The organism is Micromonospora sp. CPCC 205558, assembly GCF_036902955.1.
Classification (GTDB): Bacteria; Actinomycetota; Actinomycetes; order Mycobacteriales; family Micromonosporaceae; genus Micromonospora.
The window spans coordinates 21,797-47,067 of the sequence record NZ_JBAKHR010000038.1 but is presented as its reverse complement, the minus strand read 5'-3'; the positions used below and the strand labels follow the sequence as shown (position 1 = coordinate 47,067).

29 protein-coding genes are annotated in these 25,271 nt (G+C 72.5%); 11 read left to right on the top strand and 18 right to left on the bottom strand.

Annotation, left to right across the window (positions count from 1 at the left end):
• Positions 1-116 precede the first annotated feature (116 nt).
• Complete coding sequence (locus V6U86_RS29905) at positions 117-1,103, bottom strand: pirin family protein (RefSeq protein WP_334509165.1); 987 nt, start codon at positions 1,101-1,103, stop codon at positions 117-119.
• A 12-nt stretch (positions 1,104-1,115) separates the two neighbouring features.
• The gene (locus tag V6U86_RS29900; protein ID WP_334509163.1) at positions 1,116-1,598 is read right to left on the bottom strand and encodes a MarR family winged helix-turn-helix transcriptional regulator; all 483 of its coding nucleotides are present in this window, start codon (positions 1,596-1,598) and stop codon (positions 1,116-1,118) included.
• Positions 1,599-1,756: 158 nt separating this feature from the next.
• Here V6U86_RS29900 and V6U86_RS29895 point away from each other — a divergent pair, with 158 nt between their 5' ends.
• Positions 1,757-2,290: a GNAT family N-acetyltransferase gene (locus tag V6U86_RS29895; RefSeq protein ID WP_334509161.1), complete on the top strand. Its 534-nt coding sequence runs from the start codon at positions 1,757-1,759 to the stop codon at positions 2,288-2,290.
• 58 nt (positions 2,291-2,348) lie between these two features.
• Here the strand turns inward: V6U86_RS29895 and V6U86_RS29890 are convergent, their stop codons facing one another.
• Complete coding sequence (locus V6U86_RS29890) at positions 2,349-2,837, bottom strand: FBP domain-containing protein (RefSeq protein WP_334509159.1); 489 nt, start codon at positions 2,835-2,837, stop codon at positions 2,349-2,351.
• A 60-nt stretch (positions 2,838-2,897) separates the two neighbouring features.
• Here V6U86_RS29890 and V6U86_RS29885 point away from each other — a divergent pair, with 60 nt between their 5' ends.
• Together V6U86_RS29885 and V6U86_RS29880 are read left to right on the top strand one after the other, a co-directional pair.
• A complete protein-coding gene (locus tag V6U86_RS29885; protein ID WP_334509157.1) occupies positions 2,898-3,467 on the top strand; it encodes a TetR/AcrR family transcriptional regulator in 570 nt (189 codons plus the stop codon).
• A gap of 60 nt (positions 3,468-3,527) precedes the next feature.
• Entirely contained in the window at positions 3,528-4,115 is a 588-nt protein-coding gene (locus V6U86_RS29880) for a DUF1684 domain-containing protein (protein ID WP_334509155.1), read from the top strand.
• Positions 4,116-4,158: 43 nt separating this feature from the next.
• Here V6U86_RS29880 and V6U86_RS29875 read toward each other — a convergent pair whose 3' ends face one another.
• A complete protein-coding gene (locus tag V6U86_RS29875) occupies positions 4,159-4,746 on the bottom strand; it encodes a general stress protein (RefSeq protein WP_334509152.1) in 588 nt (195 codons plus the stop codon).
• A gap of 110 nt (positions 4,747-4,856) precedes the next feature.
• Here V6U86_RS29875 and V6U86_RS29870 point away from each other — a divergent pair, with 110 nt between their 5' ends.
• Together V6U86_RS29870 and V6U86_RS29865 are read left to right on the top strand one after the other, a co-directional pair.
• Positions 4,857-6,686, top strand: a complete 1,830-nt coding sequence (locus V6U86_RS29870; RefSeq protein WP_334509150.1) for a glycoside hydrolase family 15 protein — start codon at positions 4,857-4,859, stop codon at positions 6,684-6,686.
• 16 nt (positions 6,687-6,702) lie between these two features.
• The gene (locus tag V6U86_RS29865; protein WP_334509149.1) at positions 6,703-7,203 is read left to right on the top strand and encodes a metallophosphoesterase family protein; all 501 of its coding nucleotides are present in this window, start codon (positions 6,703-6,705) and stop codon (positions 7,201-7,203) included.
• A gap of 171 nt (positions 7,204-7,374) precedes the next feature.
• On the opposite strand, the gene V6U86_RS29860 is transcribed toward V6U86_RS29865, so the two are convergent.
• On the bottom strand, positions 7,375-7,590 hold the full coding sequence (locus V6U86_RS29860) for a DUF3072 domain-containing protein (protein ID WP_334509172.1): 216 nt from the start codon (positions 7,588-7,590) through the stop codon (positions 7,375-7,377).
• Positions 7,591-7,675: 85 nt separating this feature from the next.
• Here V6U86_RS29860 and V6U86_RS29855 point away from each other — a divergent pair, with 85 nt between their 5' ends.
• Complete coding sequence (locus V6U86_RS29855) at positions 7,676-8,635, top strand: NAD(P)/FAD-dependent oxidoreductase (protein WP_334509147.1); 960 nt, start codon at positions 7,676-7,678, stop codon at positions 8,633-8,635.
• Positions 8,636-8,668: 33 nt separating this feature from the next.
• Here the strand turns inward: V6U86_RS29855 and V6U86_RS29850 are convergent, their stop codons facing one another.
• The 3 genes from V6U86_RS29850 to V6U86_RS29840 all read right to left on the bottom strand — a co-directional run bounded on the left by V6U86_RS29850 (position 8,669) and on the right by V6U86_RS29840 (position 12,916).
• Positions 8,669-9,964, bottom strand: coding sequence for a cation:proton antiporter (locus V6U86_RS29850; protein ID WP_334509145.1), 1,296 nt, complete (start codon positions 9,962-9,964; stop codon positions 8,669-8,671).
• A 106-nt stretch (positions 9,965-10,070) separates the two neighbouring features.
• The gene (locus V6U86_RS29845; protein ID WP_334509143.1) at positions 10,071-10,748 is read right to left on the bottom strand and encodes an HAD family hydrolase; all 678 of its coding nucleotides are present in this window, start codon (positions 10,746-10,748) and stop codon (positions 10,071-10,073) included.
• Positions 10,749-10,780: 32 nt separating this feature from the next.
• Entirely contained in the window at positions 10,781-12,916 is a 2,136-nt protein-coding gene (locus tag V6U86_RS29840) for a SpoIIE family protein phosphatase (RefSeq protein WP_334509141.1), read from the bottom strand.
• A gap of 198 nt (positions 12,917-13,114) precedes the next feature.
• On the opposite strand from V6U86_RS29840, the gene V6U86_RS29835 reads away from it, so the two are divergent.
• A complete protein-coding gene (locus tag V6U86_RS29835; protein ID WP_334509139.1) occupies positions 13,115-13,924 on the top strand; it encodes a mechanosensitive ion channel family protein in 810 nt (269 codons plus the stop codon).
• A gap of 71 nt (positions 13,925-13,995) precedes the next feature.
• Here V6U86_RS29835 and V6U86_RS29830 read toward each other — a convergent pair whose 3' ends face one another.
• Positions 13,996-14,349, bottom strand: coding sequence for a DUF6401 family natural product biosynthesis protein (locus V6U86_RS29830; protein ID WP_334509137.1), 354 nt, complete (start codon positions 14,347-14,349; stop codon positions 13,996-13,998).
• Positions 14,350-14,511: 162 nt separating this feature from the next.
• Here V6U86_RS29830 and V6U86_RS29825 point away from each other — a divergent pair, with 162 nt between their 5' ends.
• Positions 14,512-14,961, top strand: a complete 450-nt coding sequence (locus V6U86_RS29825) for a hypothetical protein (RefSeq protein ID WP_334509135.1) — start codon at positions 14,512-14,514, stop codon at positions 14,959-14,961.
• Here V6U86_RS29825 and V6U86_RS29820 read toward each other — a convergent pair.
• Positions 14,958-15,167, bottom strand: coding sequence for a hypothetical protein (locus V6U86_RS29820; protein ID WP_030334989.1), 210 nt, complete (start codon positions 15,165-15,167; stop codon positions 14,958-14,960). The two genes, V6U86_RS29825 and V6U86_RS29820, sit on opposite strands and share 4 nt — an antisense overlap.
• A 157-nt stretch (positions 15,168-15,324) precedes the next feature.
• Between V6U86_RS29820 and V6U86_RS29815 the strand changes: the two genes are divergently transcribed.
• Entirely contained in the window at positions 15,325-16,704 is a 1,380-nt protein-coding gene (locus V6U86_RS29815; protein WP_334509131.1) for an MFS transporter, read from the top strand.
• Here V6U86_RS29815 and V6U86_RS29810 read toward each other — a convergent pair.
• The 4 genes from V6U86_RS29810 to V6U86_RS29795 all read right to left on the bottom strand — a co-directional run bounded on the left by V6U86_RS29810 (position 16,662) and on the right by V6U86_RS29795 (position 19,055).
• Entirely contained in the window at positions 16,662-16,922 is a 261-nt protein-coding gene (locus V6U86_RS29810) for a hypothetical protein (RefSeq protein ID WP_334509129.1), read from the bottom strand. The genes V6U86_RS29815 and V6U86_RS29810 overlap by 43 nt on opposite strands.
• Positions 16,923-17,037: 115 nt before the next feature.
• On the bottom strand, positions 17,038-17,499 hold the full coding sequence (locus V6U86_RS29805) for an SRPBCC family protein (RefSeq protein ID WP_334509127.1): 462 nt from the start codon (positions 17,497-17,499) through the stop codon (positions 17,038-17,040).
• A 52-nt stretch (positions 17,500-17,551) separates the two neighbouring features.
• Complete coding sequence (locus V6U86_RS29800) at positions 17,552-17,968, bottom strand: DUF2795 domain-containing protein (protein WP_088947320.1); 417 nt, start codon at positions 17,966-17,968, stop codon at positions 17,552-17,554.
• Positions 17,969-18,068: 100 nt separating this feature from the next.
• Positions 18,069-19,055, bottom strand: a complete 987-nt coding sequence (locus V6U86_RS29795; protein WP_334509121.1) for a YihY/virulence factor BrkB family protein — start codon at positions 19,053-19,055, stop codon at positions 18,069-18,071.
• Positions 19,056-19,231: 176 nt separating this feature from the next.
• Between V6U86_RS29795 and V6U86_RS29790 the strand changes: the two genes are divergently transcribed.
• Positions 19,232-19,633 carry a ChaB family protein gene (locus tag V6U86_RS29790; RefSeq protein ID WP_334509119.1) on the top strand — a complete coding sequence of 134 codons (402 nt, stop codon included), beginning with the start codon at positions 19,232-19,234 and terminating at the stop codon, positions 19,631-19,633.
• A 72-nt stretch (positions 19,634-19,705) separates the two neighbouring features.
• Here V6U86_RS29790 and V6U86_RS29785 read toward each other — a convergent pair whose 3' ends face one another.
• Positions 19,706-21,139, bottom strand: a complete 1,434-nt coding sequence (locus V6U86_RS29785) for an aldehyde dehydrogenase family protein (protein WP_334509117.1) — start codon at positions 21,137-21,139, stop codon at positions 19,706-19,708.
• Between the two features lie 72 nt (positions 21,140-21,211).
• Here V6U86_RS29785 and V6U86_RS29780 point away from each other — a divergent pair, with 72 nt between their 5' ends.
• On the top strand, positions 21,212-22,819 hold the full coding sequence (locus V6U86_RS29780) for a phytoene desaturase family protein (RefSeq protein WP_334509115.1): 1,608 nt from the start codon (positions 21,212-21,214) through the stop codon (positions 22,817-22,819).
• Positions 22,820-22,850: 31 nt separating this feature from the next.
• Here the strand turns inward: V6U86_RS29780 and V6U86_RS29775 are convergent, their stop codons facing one another.
• The 3 genes from V6U86_RS29775 to V6U86_RS29765 all read right to left on the bottom strand — a co-directional run bounded on the left by V6U86_RS29775 (position 22,851) and on the right by V6U86_RS29765 (position 25,229).
• Positions 22,851-23,618 (bottom strand): polyprenol monophosphomannose synthase, encoded by a 768-nt coding sequence (locus V6U86_RS29775; protein WP_124771281.1) that lies wholly within the window; start codon positions 23,616-23,618, stop codon positions 22,851-22,853.
• 166 nt (positions 23,619-23,784) lie between these two features.
• The gene (locus V6U86_RS29770; RefSeq protein ID WP_334509111.1) at positions 23,785-24,786 is read right to left on the bottom strand and encodes an SDR family oxidoreductase; all 1,002 of its coding nucleotides are present in this window, start codon (positions 24,784-24,786) and stop codon (positions 23,785-23,787) included.
• Positions 24,787-24,788: 2 nt separating this feature from the next.
• Positions 24,789-25,229, bottom strand: a complete 441-nt coding sequence (locus V6U86_RS29765) for an SRPBCC family protein (protein WP_334509109.1) — start codon at positions 25,227-25,229, stop codon at positions 24,789-24,791.
• Between the last annotated feature and the right edge of the window lie 42 nt (positions 25,230-25,271).

The following is a 25,271-nucleotide window of genomic DNA, read 5'->3' as shown; positions in this document are numbered from 1 at the left end:
GGGTGTGGGTGGTGTGCATTCGGGCGGTCGCCGGGATTTTGGGGGCCCCCTGAGGGGCCGCCGACCCCCCGGGAGTGACGGGGGCCGTCGGCGCCGATCTCAGCGGTCCGCCGTGGTCAGGGCCGGGCGCCCTGGCCGCCGGTGTGCGGGAGCCGCTCGGTGGGGATCACGCCGAGGCGGCCGGCCTGGAAGTCCTCGAACGCCTTGAGCAGCTCGTCCCGGGTGTTCATCACGAACGGGCCGTACTGTGCCACCGGCTCCCGGATCGGCCGACCACCCATGATGTAGAGGTCCAGCGCCGGGGTGTTGCTGTCCTGCGCGGTGTCGGCGCTGAACCGCAGTGCGTCACCCGGGCCGTGCACCGCGAGCTGGCCGGTACGCACCGGCCGCCGGTCGGCGCCGACAGTGCCGCGACCGCCCAGCACGTACACCAGGGCGTTGAAGTCGGGTCGCCAGGGCAGGTCGACCTGCGCGCCCGGCTGCACGGTGACGTGCGTGATGGTGATCGGGGTGAAGGTCGAGCCCGGGCCGCGGTGGCCGGCGACCTCACCGGCGATGACCCGGATCAGCGCGCCACCGTCGGGCGTGGTGAGCAGCGCCGACTCCCGACCCCGGATGTCCTGGTAGCGGGGCGGGTTCATCTTGGCCGAGCGGGGCAGGTTGACCCACAGCTGGGTGCCGTGGAAGAGCCCACCACTCATCACCAGGTGCTCCGGCGGCGCCTCGATGTGCAGCAGGCCGCTGCCCGCCGTCATCCACTGGGTGTCGCCGTCGGTGATGGTGCCCCCACCGCCGTTGGAGTCCTGGTGGTCGAAGACGCCGTCGATGATGTACGTGACGGTCTCGAAGCCGCGGTGCGGGTGCCACGGGGTGCCCTTTGGCTCGCCCGGCGCGTAGTCGACCTCGCCCATCTGGTCGAGGTGGATGAACGGGTCCAGGTCGGTTGTCGACACCCCGGCGAAGGCGCGACGGACCGGGAAGCCCTCTCCCTCGAAGCCGCTGGGGGCCGTGGTCACCGTGCGGACCGGGCGGATCGTGGCGGCCTCGTCGAGTCGAGGCAGTCGGGGCAGGACGAGAACGTTGTCGACGCTGATCGCGGGCATGTCGAGGGACTCCTAACGTGGGGCAGGGGTGGTCGAGTTGGCCCGCGATGCCCGCAGGCGCTCGCCGAGCCGATCGAAGACCCGGGTGAGGCAGGCGACCTCGGCATCGTCGAGGTCGTCCATCAGGTGGGTGCGCACCGACGCCAGGTGGTGGGGTGCGGCTTCCCGTAGGGCGAGCAGCCCGGCGGCGGTGAGCACCGCCTCGCTGCCGCGCCGGTCGTCCGGGCAGGGCTCCTTGCTGACCAGGCCGCGGCGCTGCATGGAGGAGACCTGGTAGGTGAGGCGGCTGGGCGAGAAGATCAACCGGCTGGCCAGCTCGCCCATCCGTAGCCGCTGTCGGGGTGCCTCGGAGAGCAGGACCAGCACGTGGTAGTCGGCGAAGCTGAGGTCGCTCTCGGCCCGCAGGTCCTCTTCCAACTGGGTGTAGAGACGCTGACTGGCCTCGATGTAGGCGCGCCAGGCGGCCTCTCGGGTGCTGTCCAGGCTCTCGGTCACGCTCACGACGATAGCACTCTTTAAAAATTTAACTACCGAGGTTTGGCGTTGCCTGGGTCACTTCCTCGGCGTTCATGCGGTCGACTCATACAGCTTTGAACAAAAATCGCGGTAATCCGGCGGCGCGGAGGTCGTACGTTGTGCCAGACTCCGCCCTCGTGGAACACGTGGAACTGGCTGCCGCCGACCTGTTGCTGCGACCCTGGCGAGACGAGGACGCTCCGGCGGTGCGCGAAGCCCTCCGTGACCCGGCGATCGCCCAGTGGAACCCGCAGGGCGACGGCCCGATCGACGACGAGGTCGCGCTGCGGTGGGTGCGTCGCCGAGCCGACTGGTCCACCGGCACCCATGCCTCGATGGCGGTCACCGCGGCGGCCGACGGCAAACTGCTCGGCTCGGTGTCGCTGCACAGCATCCACGACGGCGACGCGTCCATCGGCTACTGGACGGTGCCGGCGGCACGTGGGCGTCAGGTGGCGGTGCGGGCCGTCGTGCGGCTCACCGACTGGGCGTTCGCGGACCTCGGGCTGCACCGGCTGGAGTTGTGTCACGCCGTGGCGAACCCGGCGTCCTGCCGGGTCGCCGAGCGCGCCGCCTACCCGGCCGAGGGGACCCTGCGCGAGTCGTACCGGTACGGCGACGGCCGCCGCTACGACGAGCACCTGCACGCCCGCCTCGCCACCGACCGCTAGGGCGCGGGCCGGGGACCGCACACGCCCCGACCCCGGCCGCGCCCGGTCGCCTCGGCCGTCACTCGGTGACCTTGCGGAGGAATGTCGCGAGGGCGGTCCTGACGCGGTCGATCCGCTCCGGCAGGGGCAGCGGTTCGGGCGCGGGGGGCCCGGCGTGCTTCTTGCCCCGCAGATACAGGGAGCAGGCCAGGTCGGAGCACAGGTACGTGCCCACGGAATCGCCCTGCCGTCCGCTCGGACCGGCCTTGGGGGCGGTCATCAACGAGACGCCGCCGCCGAGGTGCGTGGTCAGGCAGAACGAGCACATGCTGTGCCGCACGCGCCCTGTCTGGTGCGTCGCGGCCCGCAGCACCATCCCGGCCAGCTCGCCGTCGGTCTCGGCGACGAGATAGGCCCGTTGCGGCGCGGAGGGGTCCCGCCAGCCGAGGAAGTCGAGATCGTTCCAGGGTCGCGACTCAAGGTCGTTCGGTACAACCAGCCGCTTCGCCTCGCCCCGGCTGCAATTGACGAAGGACGCGCGGATGGCGGATTCGGTGAGAGCCAACATAGGTAGTAGCCTAGCTCTCCTAGGCAAGCGATTAACGCGGCTAGATTTGGAGTGTGTTGGATGGCACGTGCCAAGGTGACAGTCGAGCGCCTGGCGCTGGCCGGGGCCGAGCTGGCCGACGAGGTGGGCGTGGAGAACGTGACAGTCGCCGCGCTCGCCCGCCAGTTCGGGGTGAAGGACGCCAGCCTGTACTTCCACCTCAAGAACGCACACGACCTACGGGTCCGGATCGCCCTGCTGGCGTTGGCGGAGCTGGCCGACCGGGTCGCCGCCGCGCTCGCCGGACGGGCCGGCAAGGACGCGCTGGTGGCGTTCGCCAACGCGTACCGCGACTATGCGCGAGAGCACCCGGGCCGCTACGCCGCCATGCAGATCGACCTCGACCCGGAGACCGCCGCAACGAGCGCAGGCGTCCGGCACGCCGAGATGACCCGGGCGATCCTGCGCGGCTACCGGCTCTCCGAGCCCGACCAGACCGACGCGGTGCGGATGATGCACAGCACGTTCCACGGGTTCGTGAGCCTGGAGAAGACCGGCGGCTTCCGGCACACCCCGCGCCCCACCGACGACTCGTGGTCACGCACCCTGGACGCCCTCGACGTCGTCCTCAGCAACTGGCCGTCGCGCTGAGGTGCCCCAGCGCGACGGCGCCGGCTCGGTGCCGCGGCGCTACTGCATAGACTCGGTCGCGTGGATGATCTGGAGTTGGCCGACTGGCGGGAGCGGGTGGCCCGGCTGTACCTGTCCGACGTCGACCTGGCCGGCTTCCGGGCCGGCCGCGACGAACTCTTCGCCACCCACCCGCAGAGCCCGATCCCGCCGGCGGAGCGCGCCAACTTCACCGGGGTGCGCTACTTCCCGCCCAATCCCGAGGCCGTGGTCGAGGCGCCCCTGCGTTCGGCGAGCGGTGAGCTGCACATCGACACCGGCGGCCCCGACGGGGTGATCGCGTACCGGCGGGTGGCGGTTGCCGAGACACCGTGGGGGCCGTTGACCCTGTGGTGGATCGAGGCGTACGGGGGCGGGCTGTTCGTGCCGCTGCGCGACGGCACCTGCGGGCAGGGGAGCTACGGCGGAGGCCGGTACCTCACCGACACGGTCAAAGGCACCTTCGGCCGGGGGGTCCAGCTGCTGCCCGGCGACCGGGTCCGGCTGGACGCCAACTATCTCTACAACCCGAGCTGTGCCTACGACGATCGCTGGGCCTGCCCGCTGGCACCCCCGGAGAACCGGGTCGACGTGCCACTGCGCGCCGGCGAAAAGGCGTACCACGACTGAACGGCCGCCCCGGCGTGTTGCCGGGACGGCCGTGGATCGTCGCTCAGCGGGCGCTCGCCGCCGAGTTGGGCATCTGCATCCGGCCGAGCAGCTGTCGCGCCTGGTCGGCGAGCTGTGCTTCGACGGTCACCGCGTACTGGCCGGCGCGCAGTGAGCTGGCCGAGGTGAAGTCACGCTGCCCGCCCGTCATCGCGTGCGCGACCGCGCCGAACACGGCACCCCAGATCGCACCGATGACCAGCCCGACCAGGATCACGGCCAGCCAGTTGCCGACGGTGAAGATGCCGAACAACAGGCCGATGAAAAGCCCGAACCAGGCACCGGTGCCGGCGCCGAGCAGGCCGGCTCGACCGGTGGTCATTCGCCCGAGCACCGTCTCCACCAGGGTGAGGTTGGTGCCGACGATGGCACTGTGCTCCACCGGAAAGCGGTTGTCGGCCAGATAGTCGACGACCCGCTGCGCGCTCGGATAGTCCGGGTACGAGCCGATCGTCACGGTCGGTGGGCCGGTCTCCGGCCCGTGGCCGTCGCCGGCCGGTGTCGACAGGCGCCCGGTCGGCCCGGACGGAAGCAGGTCGCCACCCTGTGCGCCGGGCCGCCAGGCGGCGGTCGGCCCCGAAGCTGACGTCATGAGCATCCTCCCTCGTCAGCTCACCGGGTTCCCCGGCAGTCCGGCCGGTAACGCGTGGCCACCGTCGGGCCGGAGGGGAATGGGCGCGCACCGTCCGGGTAACCACTCGGGTGGAGAGCGGACAGATCAGCGACCACGGCTTCCTCGCCGACGGCCGAAGCGCGGCGCTCGTGGACGCCGCCGGCTCGGTGAACTGGTGGTGCCCGGGCCGGTTCGACGCCCCGTCGGTGTTCGGCCGGCTGCTCGACGACGGCGCGGGTCACTGGTCGATCCGTCCGGAGGGCGACTACAGCGTCGAACGCTGCTACCTGGAGGGCACCCTGGTGCTGCGGACGGTCTTCCGCACCGCGCAGGGGGAGGTGGCGCTCACCGACGCGCTCGCATTCGAACCCGGCTCCCGCGGTCACGACATCGGACTGCACTCGCCGCAGGTGCTGGTCCGCTCCGTGGAAGGGCTGTCCGGTGCGGTGCCGATGCGGACGCACTACCGGCCGCGTTTCGAGTACGGCCGCACCATCGCGTACCTGGTCGAGCGGGAGGACATGCTGGAGGCCGTCGCCGGCGCCGCCCGGCTCACCCTGCGGTGCGACGTGCGGATGTCCCCCATCGACGGCGAGGCCACCGCGACGTTCGTCGCCGACGCCGGCACCAAGCACAACTTCACCCTCGGGTACGCCCCGACCTACGACGCGCCGTTGCCGGAGGTGCCGGACGCCGACCAGACAATCGCCGACACCGTCGCCGGGTGGCGCTCCTGGTTGGGGGAGCACGAATACCGGGGGCTCTACGCCGAAGAGGTGCGGCGCAGCGCCCTGGTGGTGCAGGGCATGACGTACCGGCCCAGCGGTGCGGTGGTGGCCTCGGTGACCACCTCGCTGCCGGAAAAGCTCGGCGGGGACCGCAACTACGACTACCGATACGTCTGGGTCCGCGACTTCAGCCACACACTGCGGGCACTGTGGCGGTCGGCCTGCTTCGACGAGGTGGAGCGGCAGTTCGCCTGGTTGGGCCGGGCGATGGGCCGGGTCGAGGCCCAGCCGGTGCCCATCATGTACGGGGTGCTGGGGGAACGGGACCTCACCGAGCACCGACTGGACCAGCTCGGCGGCTACCGAAACAGCGTGCCGGTGATGATCGGGAACGACGCGTGGCGGCAGCGGCAGAACGACATCTTCGGCGAGACGATGGACGCCGCCTGGCTGATGCGCGACATGCTGGAGCCCTTCCACCCGGACGTCTACCACCTGCTTCGAGTGCTCGCCGACCAGGCCGTGCGGGACTGGAAGCTGCCGGACGCGGGAATGTGGGAGGAGCGCGGCGTCGAGCACCACCACGTGTCGTCGAAGGTGCAGTGCTGGGTCGCCCTGGACCGGGCGGTCCGCTTCGGTGACCGGCTCGGCGAGCCGCAGGACGTGGCCCGCTGGGCGGCCGCCCGCGACGAGGTGCGCGCGACAGTGCTTGAGCGGGGGTGGAGCGAGCGGCTCCAGTCGTACACCGGCATTTTCGAATCCGACGAGCTGGACGCGTCGGTGCTGGTCATGCCACTGGTGGGTTTTCTGCGGGCCGACGACCCGCGGATGCGCTCGACGATGCGGGTGGTGGAGCAGCGGTTGTCGCACGACGGTCTGCTGCGCCGCTGGGATGGTGACCCGGCGGCGTTCGTCATCTGTTCGTTCTGGTTGGTGGGATGTCTGGCGCTGGCCGGTGAGCGGCGTCGGGCACACGATCTGTTCCGGGCGTTGGCCGCCCGGGTCAACGATCTGGGCCTGTTCGCCGAGCAGATCGACCCGCTGACCGGGGAGCAACTGGGCAACTTCCCCCAGGCCTTCTCACACATCGGTCTGATCAACGCCGCCGGTGTGCTCACCGACGTGGAACGGGACCCGGCGCTGCGCACCCGCGGCATGCCACCGGCACACTTCACCCCGACGCGTTCCTGAGAGGGAGAATGCCGGCATGCGGTTGGTGCTCACGGCGGACACCCACGTACCGAAGCGGGCCCGGGACCTGCCCGGCCCGCTCTGGGCGGCGATCGAGGCGGCGGACGTGGTGGTGCACGCCGGCGACTGGGTGGACGAGGCCCTGCTCGATGCGATGACCGCGCGTTCGCGTCGACTCGTCGGGGTGTACGGCAACAACGACGGCCCGGCGCTGCGCGCCCGGCTGCCGGAGGTGGCCCGGGTCGACCTCGACGGTCTGCGGGTCGCCGTGGTGCACGAGACCGGGCCACGCACCGGCCGTGAGAAGCGGTGCGCGGCCCGTTTTCCCGACACCGATCTGCTGATCTTCGGGCATTCGCACATCCCCTGGGACACCGAGGCCCCCGGTGGACTGCGCCTGCTCAACCCCGGCTCACCCACCGACCGCCGCGCCCAACCCCACGCCACCTACCTCACCGCCGAGGTGCACGCGGGCAGCCTGAGCGAGGTGCGCCTGCACCCCCTGCCCCGCCCCTGACCCACCCCACCCCACCCCGCCCCCCGCGATTTTGCGCTTGCTGTCGGTGAAGCGCGCCTTGTGTGCCAGTTTGTCGCGACCGAAAGTGCAAGATCGCGGGGGCGCGGGGGCGCGGGTGCGCGGGTGCGCGGGTGCGCGGGTGCGCGGGTGCGCGGGTGCGCGGGTGCAGGGCTACTGGCCTCGGCCGGTCTCGGCTTGGAGTTCGTCGATGCGCTTGGACGCCTCGGCCTTGGTCAGGTCGTCCGGGACGTCCGCGTCGGCCTCGCGAGCCAGCGTGTTCAGGTAGGACTCCTGTGCCGCGGTCGGCGGCTCGTCGCCGGTGACCCACTCGTCGGGGTCCTTGATCGCGCCGCGCGGGTCGGCGTGCTCGTTGCTGCGGTCCGTCATCGTCATCACCCTCTCTTCGAACAGGTGTGCCATTACCCCGATCGTCGGTGGTTCATGCCCGCCGACAGCCGCCTACGATCATCGGATGACGGTGGACCGGTCGAGTGTCGTGGTGGTCGGGGCGGGCATCGCCGGGGTGGCCTGTGCGATCGAGCTGACCCGGGCCGGGGTGCCGGTGCAGGTCCGGGAGCGGGGGCACGTCCGCGGTGGCCGGATGGCCAGCAAACGCTTCCAGGGGCGGCCCGCGGACATCGGCGCCGCCTACTTCACCGCCACCGACCCGGACTTCGCCGCACTGGTCGAGCGGTGGCGCGCGGCCGGGCTGGTCCGCGAGTGGACCGACACCTTCCGGGCGTACGACCGAAGCGGGACTCACGAGGTGACCGGGCCGATGCGCTTCGCCGCCCCCGGTGGGCTGCGGTCGGTGGTCGAGCACCTGGCCGACGCGGTGCCGGTGACCGTCGACCGGCTGGTGCTCACCGTCGAGCCCGGCCCGGTCGTGGACGGGGAGTCGTGTGCGGCGGTCGCCCTGGCCATGCCGGGCCCGCAGGCCGCCCTGCTGCTCGACCCCGCCCTGACCGACGCCACCCGGGTCGTGCAGGCGCAGCGCTGGTCGCCGTCGCTGGCCGCGGTGCTGCGCTTCCCGCACCGGCGCTGGCCGGACTTTCGGGGCGCGTTCGTCAACGAGCACCCGGTCCTCAGCCTCGTCTGCGACGACGGCGACCGACGCGGTGACGGCGCGCCGGTGCTGGTCGCGCACACCGTGCCGGAGTTCGCGGCCGGGCACCTGGCCCAACCCACCGGTGCCGGCCCGGCGATCGAGCAGGCCGTCCGGGATCTGCTCGGGCTGCCGGAGCAGGCCGTCGACGTGCACGTGCACCGCTGGACGTACGCGAAGCCGACCGGCGACGCCGGCGACGCCACCCACCACCTCGACGACGACGGGATCGGCCTGGCCGGCGACGCGTTCGGCAAGCCCCGGGTGCAGAGCGCCTGGCGCTCCGGCCGGGACCTGGGCCGCGCGCTGGCCGCCCGGCTGGCTTGAGACAACAGTGCCCGGCGGGCCTGAGTCGGGTGCTCAGGCGTGCCCGGCTGCGGCGACGGGTCGAGCGTCGGTGTCATGCTCGGTCGAGTCGGAGGTCCGCTCTCCCTTCCGGTCGAGCAGTTGCATGACCGGGGTCGCCGTGATGCCGTGCACCACGACGGAGACGAGCACCACCAGCCCGACGGTCGCCCAGAGCAGCTCGGCCTGCGGGAAGTCGGCCTTGGTGGTGGCGTACGCGAGGTAGTAGAACGAGCCGACGCCGCGAATGCCGAACAACGAGATGACCCAGTGCTCGGCCGGGCGTCCCGGTGCGCCGCGCAGCGACAACCAGCCGATCAGCGGGCGCACCAGGAAGACCAGGGCCAACCCGACGGCGGCCGCCGGCCAGGTCAGCGGGCCCAGCAGGCCGCCCACGATCGCACCGCCGAGCAGCAGCAACAGCACCAGGGTGAGCAACCGTTCGACCTGCTCGGCGAAGTCGTGCAGCACCGAGTGGAACTCGTGGGTTCGCTCGGCGGCCCGGATGGCTCGGGCGGCCACGAAGACCGCCAGGAAGCCGTACCCACCGACCACTTCCACCAGCCCGTACGCCAGAAACGTGGCAGCCAGCGCCAGGAACCCCTCGGCGTGCCGGGCCAGCCGCAGCTCACTGGGGGCGCGGAAGAACAGCTTGCCGAGCAGCCAGCCGATGAGCAGCCCGCCTCCGACGCCGATGCTGATCTTCCAGAGCACGTCCACGGTGAACCACTCGGCGAACCAGTCACCCGGAGCGAGGCTGGTCGAGGCGATGGCGATGGCGGCGTAGACGAACGGAAACGCCAGCCCGTCGTTGAGGCCGGCCTCGGAGGTCAGCGCGAAGCGGACCTCGTCCTCGGAATCCTCCACGTCGGTCGGCTCGCCGACCTGCACGTCGGCGGCGAGCACCGGATCGGTGGGGGCCAGCGCGGCGCCCAACAACAGCGCGGCGGCCGGCACCAGCCCCGCCCACCACCAGCCGAGCACCGCCACCGCCGCGATGGACAGCGGCATCGCGATCGCCAGCAGCCGCCAGGTGGTCGACCACCGCCGCCAACTCAACGGCCGGTCGATCTTGAGCCCGGCGCCCATCAGCGCGACGATCACCCCGATCTCGGTGAGGTGGGTGGTCAGCTCCGGGTGGGCCAGGGGTGCCGGTGACGGCAGCCCGACCGGCAGGAGGAACACCAGCATGCCGAGGGCGAGGAAGGCGATCGGCATGGACAGCGGGCGCCGTTCCAGCACCCGCGGCAGGATGCCCGCGAGCAGAGCGCCCAAGCCCACCAGCGCGAACGCCACATCTACCGGCTCCACGGCACCACCCTTCCGCCGCACCCGCAAGGCGCGGGCAGGTGGTGACAGACCTTGCCCCGCAAGGGCTCCGGCTATGCGCGTACGTGCCGGTGAACCGGAGTGATCCTCACCGGGGCCGGGTGAGCGGCGAGTCCGCCAGTGCGGTCAACAGCGCTGCCGGGTCGTCGTACACCGCCACGGCGCCGGCGCCGGCCAGCTCGCCACGGCTGGTGCCACCGCAGGTCAGGCCCACACACGGGATGTTCAACGCCCCGGCCGCGGCGACATCCCACACCGAGTCGCCGACGAAGACCACCCGCTCGGCGGCCAACCCGGACTGCTCCAGCGCGGCGACCAGGATGTCCGGTGCGGGCTTGCTCTGCTGGGCGTCCTCGGCCGAGGTGACCGTGTCGATCACGTCATCGGCGGCCAGCGCCCGACGCAGCGCGGCCACCTCGGGCGCCGAGGCGGAGGTGGCGAGTACCACCCGCAACCCCCGCTCGGCGCAGGCGCGCAACAGGTCCGCCGCCCGGGGCAGGGGAGTGAGTCGTTCCCAGTACTCGGCGTAGAGGGTGTCGTGCGCGTCGCGCAGTTTCGAGTCGGCGTCGCGGTCCCGCTCCGGGCCGAGGAGGTGGTCGAGGAGCTTGTCCGACCCCATCCCGATCGAGCGGTGCACCATCGCCATCGGCACCGGCTGGTCGGTCTGCCGCAACGCCTCCCACCAGCTCACGGTGTGCAGGTAGGTGGTGTCGACCAGGGTTCCGTCGACGTCGAAGAGGACTCCGGCGAGCCGGTCGTGAGCCATGGGCGTCCTCCTACCCCGTCCCGGGGGTGGTCTCACGGGTGTGGCGGCGTGAGGATTTCGAACCAGACCGTGGAGCCGCGCACCGACGGGTCGGTGCCCCAGGCGTCGCTGAGCTCCTCGATCAGGCCGAGGCCGCGTCCACGGCTGCTCAACGTATCGGTGCGGGCCCGGGTCACGGTGCCCCGGGTGCCGGAATCCGCGACGGAGACGAGCAGCCGCTCGGCGCTGAGGTCGATCTCCACCCGGGCGGCCGTGCCGGCGTGCAGCAACGCGTTGGTGGTCAGCTCGCTGGTGCAGAGCACCGCAGCGCCGATGACCGACTCGGGCACGTGCCACTCGGTGAGCTGGCCGGTCAGCCAGTGCCGGACCCGGCTGGGCGCGGTCGGCTCGGCGGGCACCTCCATGCTCGCCGAACGACTCGGTTTGAGCGCGTGCTCGACGGCCAGGACGGCCACGTCGTCCTCGGTGCCGCCCGGGACTGCCGCCGTGGCCACCGCGCAGAGTGCGCGAGGGTCGCCACTGCCGGCCTTGGCGATGGCGTCGCTCAGGGTGGTCAACCCGGCGCTCAGGCTCTGCCGGCGACGCTCCACCACGCCGTCGCTGAACAGCAGCAGGGTGTCACCGGGGCGGAACGCGACGGTGGTCGTGCCCGCCCGGCCGCCCAGCCCCAGCGGTGGCCCGGCCGGAACGTCGACGTACTCGGCGTGAAACCGGCCATCCGGGTCACCGCGGCGGATCAGCGGCGCGGGATGACCGGCGCTGGACAGGGTCAGCTCCCGCCGCTCGGCGTCGATCACCCCGAACGCCACCGTGACGAACAGTTCGTGGGTGCCGGCCTCCGAGCCGAGGCTGGTCACCAGCCGGTCCAGGCCGGCCAGGACCGCGTCGGGCGCCGGGTCGGCCAGGGCCAGGGCGCGCAGCGCGGCCCGGACCTGGCCCATCCGCGCGGCGGCCTGCACGTCGTGCCCCGCGACGTCGCCCAGCACCACGCCGAGCGAGCCGTTGGGCAGCAGGAACGCGTCGTAGAAGTCGCCGCCGGCCGCGTTGCCGTCCACGCCCGGGTCGTAGCGGGCCGCGATCCGCAACCGGGGCAGATCCGGCAGGTGCTCCGGCAGCATGCTGCGTTGCAACAGTTGGGCCGTGCCGTGCTGGGTCTCGAACCGGCGGGCCCGCTCCGCGGCCTGGCCGATCAACTCGGCCGAGGCGGCCAACAGCGCCCGCTCGGCGGGCGACCAGGTGTGCGGGACCTGGTAGCCGACCGCCAGCCCGCCGCGGACCACCGAGGTGCCCAGGGGCAGGGCCGCCATCGCGCGGATCTTCTGGTCGTGGCGGTCCACCGCGGTGTCCCGCAGGGGTTGCGCGTCGCGGGTGAAAGAGGGGCCGCCGGAGCGGGCCGCCTGCACCACGGGGGCCGGCCAGTCCGTCGGCGCGCGCCGCCAGAGCGGGGGAAGCCGCTCGTCGGCCTCGTCCAGCAACTCGCCACGGACCCGACGCACCATGCGCCAGCCGCCACCGCCCTCGTCGACCGCGAACGCGGCCTGGTCGGGGTCGAACGTGGTGATCGCGTACCGCAGCGCCACCCGGGCCACGTCGTCGAGGGTGAGGGTGCCGGCGAGCGCGGCGGCCACCTCGCTGAGACTCTGCAACTGCCCGGTGACGTGGGTGGTCTCGGCCGCCACCGTCAAGACGCCGACGATCTGCCCGGAGCTGTCGCGCACCGGCGAGTAGCCCCGGGTGAAGACCGCCTGCTCCACCGTCGCGGAGTGCTCGCGGACCAGTGGCAGCGTGGACTCCTTCTCCAGGAAGGGCACGCCCTGCCGGTAACTGCGCTCGATCACGCCGCCGACGCCGGGCAGCGCCCAGACCTCCGCGAACACCTCGGCGGCCGGGCGGCCGAAGGCGCTCGGGTGTTTGGTGCCCAACTGCTCGGCGTAGCCGGCGTTGTAGAGCAGGACGAGGTCGTCGCCGTACGCCAGGGCCATCGGCATCGGTGAGGCGAGGATCAGCTCCACCACGGCCCGGAGGGCAGCGTCCCACTCGTCGGCTGGGCCCAGCGGGGTGTTGGCCCAGTCGTGGGCGAGCAGGCCGCCGCCGGTCGGGCCGGGCCCGGTGGGTGCGCCCGGACCCGGAGTTGCTGGCGTGGGGACCCGCCCGACCGTTCCTGGCATGTTCGCAGCCTAGTCGGCCGGACGGAAAAGGCATCCGAGCGCGGCGGCGGCCCGTCGGCGCGTCCCTCCCGGGAGCCGTTCGGGCAGTTCAGAACCCTCGTCGGGAGGTCTGTCGCGAAAAACGCCGCGCGCCGCGCGGACTGCCGGACCGGTTGTCGGGTAAGCGCCCGGCGCAGTCCATGCGACAGGAGGGACATCATGCTGAAAACCCTCGCGGTCCGGCAGGCCGACATCGGCGATGCCATCGCCGACACCTGGAGGTCGGTGCTGCTCTTCATCCCGAAGGCAGTGGCCTTCATCGTCATCCTCGTGGTCGGCTGGCTCATCGCCAGAGCCGTCCTCAAGATCGTGGATACGGTGCTGGAACGGGTGCGCTTCGACCAGGCGGTCGAACGCGGTGGCATCAAACGGGCCCTGGAGAGAACGAAGTACGACGCCAGCGACATTCTGGCCAGACTGGCGTACTACGCCGTACTGCTGTTCACGCTGCAGTTCGCCTTCGGAGTCTGGGGGCCCAACGCGATCAGTGACCTGATCAGCGGCGTGGTGGCCTGGCTGCCGCGCGCGTTCATCGCGATCGTCATCGTGGTGGTGGCGGCCGCGATCGCCAACGCTGTGCGGGATCTGGTCACCGGGGCGCTGGGCGGGCTCTCGTACGGCAAGGTCCTGGCCGACCTGACAGCGATCTTCATCATCGCGCTCGGCGTGATCGCCGCCCTGAACCAGGTGGGTATCGCCACCACGGTGACCACTCCGGTGCTGATCGCGGTGCTCGCCACGGTGGCCGGCATCCTGATCGTCGGCGTCGGCGGTGGTCTCGTGAAGCCGATGCAGAACCGCTGGGACGGCTGGCTGCAGCGGGCGGCCCAGGAGGCCCGGGCGGTGCAGCAGCAGCGTCAGGCCACCTCGGCCGGGCGTAGTGACGTGGAGCGGCAGATGGCCGACCGCGGGGGTGACCGCACCCAGGCCATGCCTCGGGTCGACGAAGCCCAGCAGTACCGCTCGTAGCGGGCGTGACGGGCACGACGGGTGGGGAGGGTGTTCCGCGTGTACGACGCGGGGCGCCCTCCCCTCGCAGGTCAGTCCCGGTCGAGTGCGCGAGCCAGCGCGCAGACCGCGAGCAGGCGGGTGAGCAGCCACTCCGGGTGGCTCCAGTCCACCGGCCCGCTGGGCGGCGTCCACCCGTGCTCCAGGGCGGCGGCGCGCACCCCCTCGGCGTAACCGGCGAGCGCCGCGGAGGTCAGCGGCGTGCGGTCACCATCAAGGCTGTCCCGGATGGCCGCCGCGTGCTGGTCGACCAGGGCCAGCAGCCCCGGCCGCGCGGCGGCGGCGGCGAGCCCGACAGTGCCCACGGAGACAGTGAGGGCGGCCAGGGTGGACCGCGCCGAGTCGACGGCGGTACGGGAGGCGACCCGGTTGAACGGCACACGCATGGTGACCGAGGCTAACCGACCGGTGACCGCGTCGACCTCGTCCACTCGGTGGATGTCGGCTGCGCCACTGGGCGATCGCCGCTGACCTGGGGGGTTGATCCGGCACAGACGGGGCACCAGGAGGACCACCCACGGACGGCGGCACCCGGCACGGAGGCACGGATGGGACAGCAGGCGGACGGACCCGACGAGTCGCACCGGCGGCCGGACGGGGTCAGCGACGCGACGGTCGCCGCGCTCGGCAAGCTCAGCGAGGCGCTGGAGTGTGCGGAGCGGGCCCGGGGGCACCTCTACTCGATGCACCAGTTGATCGGCCATGCCGACCTGATGCTCGACGACGCGGTGGAGCAGTTTCGCGCCGCCGGGCATCCGCACCTCGCCGACCGGATCGCCACCGAGCTGCGTGGCCGCAACGTCATCGCCGGGCGGTGGACGTTCCAGATCGTCGAGGACTTCGACGACGGCTACCACGCGCTGTTCCGGGAGTTGGACCGGCAGGCCCGCGACGAGCTGGTGGGCGGGCGGCGCCACCTCTACGAGGCGGAGATGAAGGAACGCCGCCGGAGCCGGGGCCGGCCGGGCCACGAGGCCCGACCGGGCGGCGGAGGCTAGTCGCTGGTCGCGTCGGCCGGGCGTCGCCGTGCCGCGTCATCAGCGATGATCACGGTGGCCACCATCAGCGCGACGCAGAGGCTGAACAGCCACGACTCGTCGGTGACGAGCCAGGCGGACACGGGCGCCTGGAGCGCGGCGAGCAGAAAGCCGAGCCAGGCGAGCCGGCGCTGACGCGTGGAGAGGATTCCGGAGCCTTGATGCATCCCGAAATTCTTACGCGAACCTGCCGGATTGCCGTCCCCCGATCGGCCGATTCTGGATGAGCTGTCCGTTTTTCCGACCGTACGGACACGACTTCTTCGCGTGCTGAGGGCTCGGCTGCCGGCGGCGCTAAAGTGCCCTGCGGCAGGATGGTGTCTCGTGTCCACCCCGTCCGCGCGCCCCCGCGCCTCGCTGCTCCTGCTGGCCTACCTCGCGTTCGTCAGCCTCGGCCTGCCCGACGGCCTGCTCGGCGTCGGCTGGCCGTCGATCCGGGGCGACTTCGACGTACCGACCGAGGCGGTCGGGTGGGTGCTCACCGCCGGCACCGTCGGCTATCTCACCTCCAGCGTGCTGGCCGGGTTCACCCTGGCCCGGGTCGGCGTGGGCGCCCTGCTCGCCGGCAGCACCCTGCTGGCCAGCCTGGCGCTGACCGGCTACTCGATGAGCCCCGTGCTGGCGGTGCTGGTGGGCTGCGCGCTGCTGCTGGGGCTCGGCTCCGGCGCTGTCGACTCCGGGCTCAACGCGTACGCCGCCGGGGCCTTCGGGCCCCGCCACATGAACTGGTTGCACGCCTTCTTCGGCCTCGGCGTGGCCATCGGTCCACTGATCATGACCGGGGTGCTGAGCGCCGGGCTCGCCTGGCGCTGGGGGTACGGCATCGTGGCCGGCGCCCAACTTGTCCTCGCCACCGCGTTCGCACTCACCGTGCGGGCCTGGCACCGTGGCGTCCCGGCCAGCACCGACGCGGGCGCCGCTGGCCGGACCGGGCTTGCCGCCGGGGAGGACGGGCCGGCACCGGTCGTCCGGGTGGCGATCCGGGACACGCTGCGGCTGCCGGCGGTCTGGTCGGGGACGCTCGCCTTCGTGCTGTACGTGGCGATCGAGGTGTCCGCCGGATTGTGGGCGTTCCTGCTGCTGACCGAGGGGCGCGAACTCAGCGCGGCGGTGGCCGGCGGCTGCGTCTCCGCGTACTGGGGGAGCCTCTTCGTCGGCCGGGTCGTGCAGGGTCTGGTGGCCGAGCGCCTGGGGGCAGGGCTGGTGCTGCGCGTCAGCCTGGCCGGAATGGCCGTTGGCGCGGCCCTGATCGCCGTTCCCGGGCCGGCCGCCCTGGCGGTGCTCGGCCTGGTCGTGGTCGGTTTCGCCGCCGCGCCGGTCTTTCCGCTGCTCACCCTCACCACCGCCGAACGGGTCGGCGTGGCGCACGCGGATCGGGCCATCGGGTTGCAGATCGGCGCCGCGGGTATTGGCGCGGCGCTCGTCCCGGCCGGGCTGGGCGTGCTGATCGGCAGCACCTCGGTGCAGGTGCTCGGCTCGGCCCTGCTGGCGCTCGCGCTGGCGCTGATCGCGCTCTACGAGTGGGGTGCGCGCCGACCCAGCGCCGAGCTACCCGTACCGGCGGTGCCGTCCGAGCCGTCTGTGCCGGCGGTGCCGTCCGAGCTGTCTGTGCGGCCCGAGCCGTCCGTGCCGGCGGTGCCCGCCCGACCCGGGAGCGATCCTCAGACGTCCGGCCCGGTCCGGCCGGTGGTGGACGGGCGGTAGGCGCGCTGCGGGTCGGTGGCCTCCCGGCTGTTGCCCCGGGCCTGTCCGTCCCGGTCCGACGCGGCCGGCCCGTGCCCGAAAGCGGCTTCCTCGCCGGCGTCGTTGCCCGTCACGTCGTCGGCCTGCCCGTCGAGGCTGGAGCCGGACATGGCGCGCTCCAACTCCTCCAACGGAAGCCGCTCCTCGTCCCGCCACACCCTGATGTTGTCGTCGGTCATACCTTCAGCCGTACCCGGGCCCGATGATCGCAAACGGGCTCGGCTACGGCTGAAGGTATGGATACGGCGATGGCCGCCGGGAATCCCGGCGGCCATCGCAGGTCACTGCTCACGGTCACGGCTGCGGGCGGTCCACCTGCCCGCGCCAGGCACCGGTCTCCTGACCACGCCGCTCGATGTAGGTCTTGAACCGTTCCAGGTCGTTCTTGGCCCGCCGGTCGACGATGCCGAGCTTGTCGCCGGCCTGCTCGACGACACCGTGCGGCTCGAACTCCAGCTGCAGGGTGACCCGGGTCTTGTCCTGGTCCAGTCGGTGGAAGGTCACCACGCCGGCCTGCTGGGTGCCGCCGGTGGAACGCCAGGCGACCCGCTCGTCGGGGAGCTGTTCGGTGATCTCCGCGTCGAACTCACGCTTCACCCCGGCGATGTCCACCGTCCAGTGGGTCATCGTGTCGGAGAGCTGCCGGACCTCCTGCACACCCTCCATGAACTCGGGGAACTCCTCGAACTGCGTCCACTGGTCGTACGCGGTGCGTACGGGCACGGAAACATCAACATGTTCGGTAACGCCACTCATCGGGGAACCTCCTTCAGCCGCTGGTGGGTTGGTGGATCGGGGGCGATCCGACTCACCAGCGAGTCGTCTCGTTCTTGTTGCCGAGGGCGGCCCACACCTCGGAGACCGTCTGGTAGACGGTGCCCTCGGGCAGCCGTTCCAGCGCCGCCACGATGTCGTCCGGCGCCTCGTTCTCGCGGGCGCTGGCGATGAGCACCAGGCGGTCGCCCGGCAGCGCGCTCATCGAGATGAACCGACCGAGCCGGCTGCGCTGCTCGACGTCCGTGGAGCTCATGCCCTGCGGGGTGCCGGTGCGCAGGTCGCCGGCCGGGGCGGTGGTCGTCTCCGGCTGGTCCTCGCCGGCCGGTTCCGGCACCCGCGACTCATCGACCCGAGAGCCACCGGTCCCCGGCCCCTGTACCAGGCCGCTGACCTCCTGACTCATCTGTTCGTCGATCCTCGGTCCGTGCTTGCTGTTGCCACGCTCCATGCCTTCTGCGCTACCCGGCACCCCACCCGATAAACCGGCACCGGGCCATGAACCGGCCCTCGGCCCGGCGGCGAACCGGACATTGCGGCCGAACGGGGGCTCACTCGTCGGCGGGCCGGCGCGGCGGCAGCACCGGCTCCTCCGGGTCCGGGTCGCCGGCCTGCAACTGCCGCCCGCGCTGCACCTCGGCGTTGATCTGCACGCCCAGCATCAGCGCCGAGTTGGACAGGTAGAGCCAGACCAGGAACGCGATTGCCGCTCCGAGGCTGCCGTAGGTGGTGTCGTACGAGCCGAAGTTGGCCACGTAGAGGCCGAAGCCGAAGGAGGCCGCCGTCCAGGAGACCAGGGCGACCGCGCCGCCCGGGGTGAGCCAGCGGAACCGCGGTTGGCGCACGTTCGGCGCGATCCAGAACAGCAGGGACAGCAACACCATCATGATCATGGCGAGGACCGGCCACTTCGCCACGCTCCACGTGGTGCGGGCCAGGCCGCCGGCGTTGATCAGGTCGCCGACCGCATCGGTGACCGGCCCGCTGACGATCAGGCCGAGGGCGACCACCGCGAGCAGCACCAGCGTGACGGCCGCCAGGCCGATCTGCAGCGGCCGAAGTTTCCAGACCGGGCGGCCCTCGGTCACCCCGTACACGGCGTTCGAGGCCCTGGTGAACGCGCCGATGAAGCCCGACGCCGACCAGAGCGCGCCGAGCAGGCCGAAGCTGAGCAGCAGCTTGGGGTTGCTCTGCTCCAGCACCACGGACCGGATCACCCCGACCACGCCGTCCTTGTCGTCGGTCAGCACCGACCCGGCGCCCACCTGGTTGGCGAGGTCGACCACCGTGTCGACGGTCTGCTCGCCGCTGGAGACCAGGCCGACCAACGCCACCACCACGATGGCGGACGGAAAGAGCGCCAGCACGCCGTAGTAGGTCAGCGCGGCGGCCCAGTCGGAGCAGTTGTCCGTGACGAAGTTCTGCACGCTGCGGACCACCACCCCACGCCAGGTCCGCCAGCTCAACTGCCGCATCCGCCGGGGCACCCGGGCGTGCCGTGTGCCGCCGAGCGTCGTACCGGGCTCCGTGGTCGTCATGCCCGCTCCCTGTGCCCCGGCCGCCGGATGACCGGTCGTCCGGTCTGGCCTGGGCCGGCGGTACCCGGATGGGGAAATCGACAAACCCACCCAGCCTCCGGCCGGTGCCGCTATGGTTTGCCGCCGCGTCACCGGGGAACGGTCACAGTGACCCTGTCGACACGGAGGAGGACGAGATGCCCGGGCGCGAGGACCTGCCCAGCACGCTGCGACGCTCCCCGGAGAAGGCGCAGCGCACCTGGGAGAAGACGCACGACTCGGCGGTCGAGACCTACGGCGAGGGGGAGCGGTCGCACCGCACCGCTTTCGCCGCGGTGAAGCACCAGTTCGAGAAGGTGGGCGACCATTGGGAGCCGAAGGGCCGCAAGGGCCCCAGCGACCAGCAGGCCGCCGGGGGCGGGCCGGAACGACGGGCCGCCACCGCGGGTGGGGTGGACGCCAACGCCACCAAGGACCACCTGATGTCGGTGGCCCGCAAACTCGACGTACCCGGCCGGTCCGGCATGACCAAACCGGAGCTGGTCACGGCCATCGAGAAGGCCAACGACCGAGCCACCCGCAAGGCCCGCGGCGACTGACCGCCGCCGAACCGGAGACCCAACCGACGCGGTACGGGCGGACGCGCCACCCCTGCGTCCGCCCGCGCCGTTTCACCAGTGCCCGCCGCCCGGCGCCTCGATGTGCACCGCCTTCGTGGCGGTGAACTCGTCCAGCAGCTCCGGGCCGTACCCGAAGCCCTGCCCACTGGCCCGGCGCGGATGTGCGGCACCCCCCGGCGCACCCCCGAACACCGCGTTGATCTTCACGGTGCCCACCGGCAGCTCCCGCCAGGCCCGCTGCGCGTGACTCATCGACGGGGTCAGGACGGTGGCGGCCAGCCCGTACGGGGAGTCCGCGGCACAGCGCAGCGCCTCGTCGAACGAGTCCACGACCACCAGCGGTGCGACCGGCCCGAACGTCTCCTCCCGGACCAGCGCCATGTCGTGGCGGCAGTCCGTGACGACGGTGGCCGGGTAGAACGCCCCCGGCCCGTCCGGCACCTCGCCGCCCACCAGCACCCGCGCGCCGTCCGCCACCGCGGCAGCCACCTGCCCGTGCACGTGGTCCCGGTGCCGCCGGTCGACCAGCGGGCCCAACTCGGTGCCCGGGTCCCGGCCCGACCCGACCCGCAGCGCTTCGGCGCGTCGTACCAGCGCGGCCACGAAGTCGTCGGCCACCTCGCGGTGCACGTAGACCCGCTCCACCGCCACGCAGATCTGCCCGGCGTTGGCGAACGCGCCGAGCGCGGTCTGCTCCGCCGCCCACTGCGGGTCGACGCCCGCGTCCACGATCAACGGGTCACTGCCCCCGTTCTCCAGAAGCACCTTCGCGCCGGTGCGGGCCGCGGCGGCGGCGATCGCCCGACCGGTCGTGGTGGCGCCCACGTGCGCCACCACGTCGACCTCCTGCGCCGCCAGCGCCGCACCGACCTCCGGGCCGCCGGTGAGCAGCGACAACACACCGGCCGGCAGCGCCTGATCCAGGGCGCGGGCCAGCAACCAACCCGTCGCCGGTGTCCGTTCGCTCGGCTTGTAGAGCACCACGTTCCCGGTCACCAGGGCCGCGCCCAGCAGCCCGCAGGAGACCGCCACCGGGTCGTTCCAGGGGGTGATCGCCGCGACCACCCCGCGCGGCTGCGGGGTCAGGAAGTCCAGCGCGTCGGCCTCGCCGTTCAGCGTGCGTCCACCGCGCAGCGGCGCCAGCTCCGCATACTGCCGCAGGGTGCCGATCCCCGCCTCGACACCGCCGCGAGCGTCCGCCAACGGCTTGCCCATCTCCGCGGTGACCGCCGCCGCCAACTCGTCGATGACCGCCGCCACCGCGTCCGCGGCCCGGTGCAGCGCCGCCGCCCGTTCGGCAGGCGCGGTCGCCGCCCACTGGGCCGCCGCGTTGCGGGCCGCCTGGGTGGCCTTGCCCACCTCGTCGGCGGTGGCCACCGGCACCGTGCTCACCGGCGCGTCGTCCGCCGGGTCACGCACGACCAGTTCGCCGCCGTCGCCGCCCGCACCCCACACTCCGCCCACCAGCTGCGCAACCGTGTACATGCGGCGCTGGATGCCCCGGCCCCGGCTGGGCAAACGCGTTTCGCCCGGTTGCGCGCCGGGTAGGCGGATCCGATGACAACCACCGCCGCGCAGAGCGCGGACGCCGTCGTCGTCGGGGCCGGGCACAACGGTCTGGTGGCGGCCAACCTGCTGGCGGACGCCGGCTGGGAGGTGGTGGTGCTGGAGGCGACCGCGGCGCCCGGCGGGGCGGTCCGCTCCGCCGAGGTCACCGCGCCCGGCTACCTGAGCGACCTCTACAGCTCGTTCTACCCCCTCGGGTACGCCTCGCCGGTGCTGGGCGGCCTCGACCTGGATCGGCACGGGTTGTCGTGGCGACACGCCCCGGACGTGCTGGCCCACCTGCTGCCCGACGGTCGGGCCGCGGTGATCAACCGGGATCCGGAGGTCACCGCCGCGTCGCTGGACCAGTTCGCCAGCGGTGACGGCAAGCGTTGGCTCGACGCGTACGCCGAGTGGTGCGACGTGGCCGGGCCGATGCTGGCGGCGATCACCTCACCGTTCCCTCCGGTACGCGCAGGGCTGGGTCTGCTGGGTCGGTTGCGCGTCGCCGGCGCGCTGCGACTCGCCCGCCGGCTCGTCGTGCCGGTGCGCAAACTCGGCGACGAACTCTTCGACGGTCCCGGCGGTCCGGCCCTGCTGGCCGGCTGCGCCCTGCACACCGACCTCTCCCCGGAGGAGGCCGGCTCCGGGGTGTACGGCTGGCTGCTGGCCATGCTCGGCCAGCAGGTCGGCTGGCCGGTGCCCGACGGCGGCGCGCGGCGGATCACCGACGCGCTGGTGGATCGGCTCCAGGGGCGCGGCGGGACGATCCTTTACGGCGCGCGGGCCGAGCGGGTGCTCACCGCCCGGGGCCGGGCGATGGGGGTCCGGACCGTCGGCGGCGCGCTGTGGCGGGCCCGGCGGGCCGTGCTCGCCGACGTTCCGGCGCCGGCGCTCTACCTCGACCTGGTCGGCCCGGCGGCGCTGCCGTCGCGGCTGGTGGAGGACCTGGCGCACTTCCGGTGGGACGGCTCCACGCTGAAGGTGGACTGGGCGCTCTCCGCGCCGGTGCCCTGGACGAACCGGCAGCTGGCCGGCGCCGGCACCGTGCACCTCGGCGCGGACCTGAACGGGCTCACCCACTACGCCAGCGAGTTGGCCCGTGGCGAGCTGCCCCGCGACCCGTTCCTGCTGGTCGGGCAGATGTCGGTGGCCGACCCGAGCCACTCGCCGCCGGGCACCGAGTCGCTCTGGTCGTACACCCACCTGCCGTTTCGGCGGAACTGGCGGGCCGACGAGGTCGCCGGGCACGTACAGCGGATGGAGGACGTGCTGGAGGCGGCGGCCCCGGGTTTCCGGCGCCTGATCGTGGGCCGACACGTGGCCGGTCCCGCCGACCTGGAGAAGGGCGACCCGAGCCTCGTCGGCGGCGCGCTCGGCGGCGGGACCGCCGCCGCGTACCAGCAGCTCTTCCTGCGCCCGATTCCCGGCCTGGGCCGGGCGGACACCCCGGTGGACCGGCTCTTTCTGGCCAGCGCGTCGGCGCACCCCGGCGGTGGTGTGCACGGCGCACCCGGCGCGAACGCGGCCCGCGCCGCGCTGGCCCGCGACCGTGCCCTCACCGGCCGCGCCTACGCCGCAGCGATCGCCACCGCCCACAACGCCATCTACCCCGCCTGAAACCACCCCACCTGCGTGGGGCGTGGGCGGGTTAGCGGGTTACGTTGCGGTGTTTGCTGCGCAGGCGGAAGGGCATGAGGGCGCTCTCCACCTTGGTCGCGGTGGTCATCTTGGAGACGCCGTCGCGCCGCTCCTCGAAGCGGATCGGCACCTCCAGGATGGTGTGCCCCAGCTTGGTGGCGAGGTAGTGCATCTCCACCTGGAAGCTGTAGCCGTTGGACTGCACCCGCTCCAGGTCGATGTCGCGCAGGGCGTCGGCCCGCCAGATCTTGAAGCCGGCGGTGAGGTCCCGGATCCGTACCCGCAGCAGCGTGTGCACGTAGAGGTTCGCCCAGCCACTGAGCGCCCGGCGATAGAGCGGCCAGTTCTCGTCCAGCTCGCCACCGGGCACGTACCGGGAACCGATCACCACACTGGCCTGGGTGGACAGCAGCGCGCCCAGCATCCCCGGCAACGCCTCCGGCGGGTGCGAGAGGTCGGCGTCCATCTGCGCCACGTACTCGGCGCCGCCCTCGATCGCCCGACTCATCCCGTCCACGTACGCCCGGCCGAGGCCCTCCTTGCCGGCGCGGTGCACGACCTCGATCCGGTCGGGGTTCTCGATGGCCAGCTTGTCGGCCACCTCCCCGGTGCCGTCGGGGGAGTTGTCGTCGGCCACGAGGATGCGCAGCCCCGGCAGCGGCAGCGCGAGCAACCGCTCGACCAGCGCCGGGAGGTTGCCCGCCTCGTTGTACGTGGGCACGACGACGGTCAGGCGTGCGTCTCGCCACGGCGACGGCAACTGCACCGGCTTGATCATGTCGGTCATCCTCGGTTTGCGGACACGGGTCATGCAGAGCGTATCCACTTGCCGCATTCACGCCGAGGGGGCACCCCTCCCGGGCGTTGCGGATTCTCCTCACCTACCGTGCGCCGGCGGTGACCCGCCTGGTCAGGCGCTTGCACTGGTCAGGCGACCGCGCTGGTCAGCGCCGGCGGCGAGCGACCGCGCTGAGGGCGAGCGTCGCAACGGCGAGCGCGACACCGGAGAGCGCCGGTTTGTGCGTGCTGACCCAGAGCGCGGCGGAACGGTCACGCGCCTGTTGGCGGAACACACCTGCCGCGCCCCGGTCCGTGTCCGCATCACCGGGGTGATCCAGATTGTCCCGCCAGGTCGCCGGGTCGATCTCCTCGCCGGTCTGCTGACTGTCGTAGCCGTCGCGGGCCAGCTTCCGGTCGAGCAGGCCGGGAAAGAGGACGTCGGCCAGCCGAACCTGCCAGGTCGGGCCACCCACGTTCAGCTCCCTGGTGCCGCGGTCGGCGGCCCAGAGGATGGCCCGGGCGGCCAACTCCGGAGTGAAGATCGGCGGCACCGGCTGCGGATGCCGGGGCAGCCGGGTACGGACCCAGGAGAACTGCGGCGTGTTGATCGCGGGCAGTTGCACCATCGACAACGTCACCCCCGGGCAGTCGTGCAGCAGCTCGGCGCGCAGCGAGTCGTTGAACCCCTGGACGGCGTGCTTGCTCGCGCAGTACGCCGACTGCAGCGGGATGCCCCGGTACGCCAACGCCGAGCCCACCTGCACGATCGTGCCCCGCCCGTGCGCCCGCATGTGCCGCAGCGCGGCGAGGGTGCCGTGCACCGTGCCCAGGTAGGTCACAGCGGTTACCCGGTGGAACTCACGCGCCGGAATCTCCCAGGCCGGCGCGAACACCGAGGCCATCGCGTTGTTGATCCACACGTCGATGCCGCCCCACCGGTGCACCACGTCGTCGGCGGCCTGCTGCACCGCGCCCGCGTCGGCCACGTCGACCCGGTACCCGCGCACGTCGGTCGCGCCGCGCAGTCGGCACTCCCGTTCGGCGGCGACCAGACCCGCCTCGCCCCGAGCCAGCAGCGCCAGCCGGGCGCCGCGCGCCGCGTACGCGTGGGCGACGGCCCGGCCGATGCCGGCGCTCGCGCCGGTCACCACCACGGTCCGTGTCACAGTCACCCCTTCTGCCGGGTGGCGATGTCGGAGAGTCGGGCCAGCGTCTCCCGGTTACGCCGGTGCAGCACCAGATCGTTGAGCTTGTTGTGGACCCACCGCAGCGGGCCGGCGGCGAAGTCCTCCCCGAGACGCACCCGGGTGGCGCCGTCGCCCACGGGCTCCAGGGTGAAAGCCACCACCGCCTCGCCGGCCGGCCAGAGCCCGGCCTTGAGCACGAGCCGGCGCGGCGGTTCACAGACCAGCACCGTCGAGGCGTCCTGCAAGGAGAGCGGCCACGGCCCGGCACGGTGGTGCAGTTGGCTGCCGACCCGGGGCCAGGCGTCGTCCACGTCCCGCATGTGCGCCGTGCCGACCACCCAGTCGCTGTACGTCCATCCGTCCGCGAGCACGTCGAACACCTGCTGCGGGGAAGCGTCGATCACTTTCTCCACAATCGCCACCGCGATTCCATACCCGGAGCACGGCACGGGCTAACGGCCGGC

What these genes read in the sequence shown, in the direction of transcription:
- V6U86_RS29805 (WP_334509127.1), bottom strand. Translation starts at nt 17,499, where the DNA reads ATGAGTGGCGTTACCGAACATGTTGATGTTTCCGTGCCCGTACGCACC.
- V6U86_RS29785 (WP_334509117.1), bottom strand. Translation starts at nt 21,139, where the DNA reads ATGTACACGGTTGCGCAGCTGGTGGGCGGAGTGTGGGGTGCGGGCGGC.
- V6U86_RS29835 (WP_334509139.1), top strand. Translation starts at nt 13,115, where the DNA reads ATGCTGAAAACCCTCGCGGTCCGGCAGGCCGACATCGGCGATGCCATC.
- V6U86_RS29885 (WP_334509157.1), top strand. Translation starts at nt 2,898, where the DNA reads ATGGCACGTGCCAAGGTGACAGTCGAGCGCCTGGCGCTGGCCGGGGCC.
- V6U86_RS29830 (WP_334509137.1), bottom strand. Translation starts at nt 14,349, where the DNA reads ATGCGTGTGCCGTTCAACCGGGTCGCCTCCCGTACCGCCGTCGACTCG.
- V6U86_RS29810 (WP_334509129.1), bottom strand. Translation starts at nt 16,922, where the DNA reads ATGACCGACGACAACATCAGGGTGTGGCGGGACGAGGAGCGGCTTCCG.
- V6U86_RS29820 (WP_030334989.1), bottom strand. Translation starts at nt 15,167, where the DNA reads ATGCATCAAGGCTCCGGAATCCTCTCCACGCGTCAGCGCCGGCTCGCC.
- V6U86_RS29855 (WP_334509147.1), top strand. Translation starts at nt 7,676, where the DNA reads ATGACGGTGGACCGGTCGAGTGTCGTGGTGGTCGGGGCGGGCATCGCC.
- V6U86_RS29795 (WP_334509121.1), bottom strand. Translation starts at nt 19,055, where the DNA reads ATGACGACCACGGAGCCCGGTACGACGCTCGGCGGCACACGGCACGCC.
- V6U86_RS29875 (WP_334509152.1), bottom strand. Translation starts at nt 4,746, where the DNA reads ATGACGTCAGCTTCGGGGCCGACCGCCGCCTGGCGGCCCGGCGCACAG.
- V6U86_RS29860 (WP_334509172.1), bottom strand. Translation starts at nt 7,590, where the DNA reads ATGACGGACCGCAGCAACGAGCACGCCGACCCGCGCGGCGCGATCAAG.
- V6U86_RS29800 (WP_088947320.1), bottom strand. Translation starts at nt 17,968, where the DNA reads ATGGAGCGTGGCAACAGCAAGCACGGACCGAGGATCGACGAACAGATG.
- V6U86_RS29780 (WP_334509115.1), top strand. Translation starts at nt 21,212, where the DNA reads ATGACAACCACCGCCGCGCAGAGCGCGGACGCCGTCGTCGTCGGGGCC.
- V6U86_RS29775 (WP_124771281.1), bottom strand. Translation starts at nt 23,618, where the DNA reads ATGATCAAGCCGGTGCAGTTGCCGTCGCCGTGGCGAGACGCACGCCTG.
- V6U86_RS29890 (WP_334509159.1), bottom strand. Translation starts at nt 2,837, where the DNA reads ATGTTGGCTCTCACCGAATCCGCCATCCGCGCGTCCTTCGTCAATTGC.
- V6U86_RS29845 (WP_334509143.1), bottom strand. Translation starts at nt 10,748, where the DNA reads ATGGCTCACGACCGGCTCGCCGGAGTCCTCTTCGACGTCGACGGAACC.
- V6U86_RS29865 (WP_334509149.1), top strand. Translation starts at nt 6,703, where the DNA reads ATGCGGTTGGTGCTCACGGCGGACACCCACGTACCGAAGCGGGCCCGG.
- V6U86_RS29840 (WP_334509141.1), bottom strand. Translation starts at nt 12,916, where the DNA reads ATGCCAGGAACGGTCGGGCGGGTCCCCACGCCAGCAACTCCGGGTCCG.
- V6U86_RS29905 (WP_334509165.1), bottom strand. Translation starts at nt 1,103, where the DNA reads ATGCCCGCGATCAGCGTCGACAACGTTCTCGTCCTGCCCCGACTGCCT.
- V6U86_RS29790 (WP_334509119.1), top strand. Translation starts at nt 19,232, where the DNA reads ATGCCCGGGCGCGAGGACCTGCCCAGCACGCTGCGACGCTCCCCGGAG.
- V6U86_RS29825 (WP_334509135.1), top strand. Translation starts at nt 14,512, where the DNA reads ATGGGACAGCAGGCGGACGGACCCGACGAGTCGCACCGGCGGCCGGAC.